Here is a 1,645-nt window from a genome sequence, read left to right as displayed (position 1 = left end):
GTTTAATTCTGACAACAAGGTGTTTTCTTCAGGTTCGATTGCTTCAGTACTTTTCAAAGCATCTGCAATACCGTCATTTGCACAGCCAGTTAAAAAGAAAGCTGCAGCTAATGCATAAACTGTTTTGGTTCTTTTTTTCATTATGTAAATCTCCTTTTTTTTCTAAGTATCGTTCATTCAATTTTGTTTTTATCGTTCCTGATAAATAATTTTATTCCTGCCATTACATTATATTTACTAGCAACTTTTATTAGTATAACAAAGCTGACACAATTACCCAAATGATAACGGTTGTTTTCGGGCTATTATTTTTTCTCAAGAAGGAATAATAAAAAAAAAGCAAAAAAATAATCCGCATCCAGTAACTGGAGGGATTTTAAAAAGATAAGTTAGACTGCAACTCTCATGGACGAATTGCTCAGTCTAACTAGGCAACAGAATATAAACTTTGTTTAGCATCTTCTTTGTGAGTATATACGACAAAATCTTCTTGATCATAACCTATTTCCATTCCTTTTTGGTAGGGTACGGAATCGGGATGAACAATAATATACCGCATTAAAACTCGGTGTGTGCTATCTTCCAAATCTAGTGCCAAATGATAATCATCATTTTTAAACAAGAGGCCTTTAATTTGCCAAACTTTTTCAATAGTTGCTTGTTCCATTTAAACATCTCCTTTCTTTATCCTCTAAGTATTTTACTCTTTTTCTAATCAAAAGCCAATAAAAACGTCTTACAATGTACGCTTTTTTTTCCTGCTAGTTTAAAATAAAAAGCTATCTCTTATTTCATATATCAGGTAAAATGGAAATAGACTAGTTTCAATAGATTATGGGTAAAGAGAGGGTTACAAATGTTTTTATATTATATTTTCGCAGCTGTTATTATTGGAATTGATCAATGGACAAAATATTTAACGGTTACGCATATTCCTTTACATGATGTAGTAGAAGTGATTCCGGGTGTCTTATCGTGGATGTACCTACAGAATTCAGGCGCTGCATGGAGTATCTTAGAAGGTCAAATGTGGTTTTTTTATCTAATTACGTTTGTGGTAGTCGGCGTCATCATCTATTACTTACAACAATATGGCAGAAACAGCCGTTTGTTGTCTATTGCACTGGCTTTTATTTTGGCGGGAGCAGTCGGTAATTTTATTGATCGTCTCCGAATCGAATATGTGGTAGATATGATTCGATTAGAATTTATTGATTTTCCTATTTTTAATGTAGCCGATATGTCATTATCTATTGGTGTCGCGTTGATGCTGTTGTATGTCGTGCTCGATGAAACAGATAAAAAAAGAAAGAGTCCGCAATAAAAGGCAGGGCCTATTATAAAAAAGGAGTTTTTACATGTCACAAACCTATCAATTTAAAATAAATCAAGAAAAAGGACGTTTAGATAAAGTTCTTGTAGAATTACTGCCGGCGATTACTCGTTCACATATCCAACAATGGATTAAAGAAGGAGCTGTAATGGTCAACGACAAGCAGGTCAAAGCCAACTATAACGTGCAAGTGGGAGATACGATTTACATTGAGGAACCTGAACTAGTTCCTTTAGATGTACAGGCAGAAAACATTCCCATTGAAGTTGTTTATGAAGATGACGATTTGTTAGTCGTCAATAAACCGCAAGG

At 34.0% G+C, this 1,645-nt stretch carries 3 protein-coding genes; 2 read left to right on the top strand and 1 reads right to left on the bottom strand.

Features of this window, described 5'->3' with window-relative positions; all coding sequences use genetic code 11:
- Nucleotides 1-427 precede the first annotated feature (427 nt).
- Entirely contained in the window at nt 428-667 is a 240-nt protein-coding gene (locus RT405_RS13330; protein WP_313470348.1) for a hypothetical protein, read from the bottom strand.
- 189 nt (nt 668-856) lie between these two features.
- Between RT405_RS13330 and lspA the strand changes: the two genes are divergently transcribed.
- A complete protein-coding gene (lspA, locus tag RT405_RS13325; RefSeq protein WP_313470346.1) occupies nt 857-1,324 on the top strand; it encodes a signal peptidase II in 468 nt (155 codons plus the stop codon).
- A 34-nt stretch (nt 1,325-1,358) separates the two neighbouring features.
- Nucleotides 1,359-1,645, top strand: a 287-nt coding sequence (locus RT405_RS13320; protein ID WP_313470344.1) for a S4 domain-containing protein, incomplete at its 3' end; no start/stop codon positions are given.

This window comes from Carnobacterium sp. (assembly GCF_032094055.1).
Lineage (GTDB): Bacteria > Bacillota > Bacilli > Lactobacillales > Carnobacteriaceae > Carnobacterium_A.
Note: the sequence above shows the minus strand (reverse complement) of the source record. Positions and strands in the feature narration are given on the sequence as shown.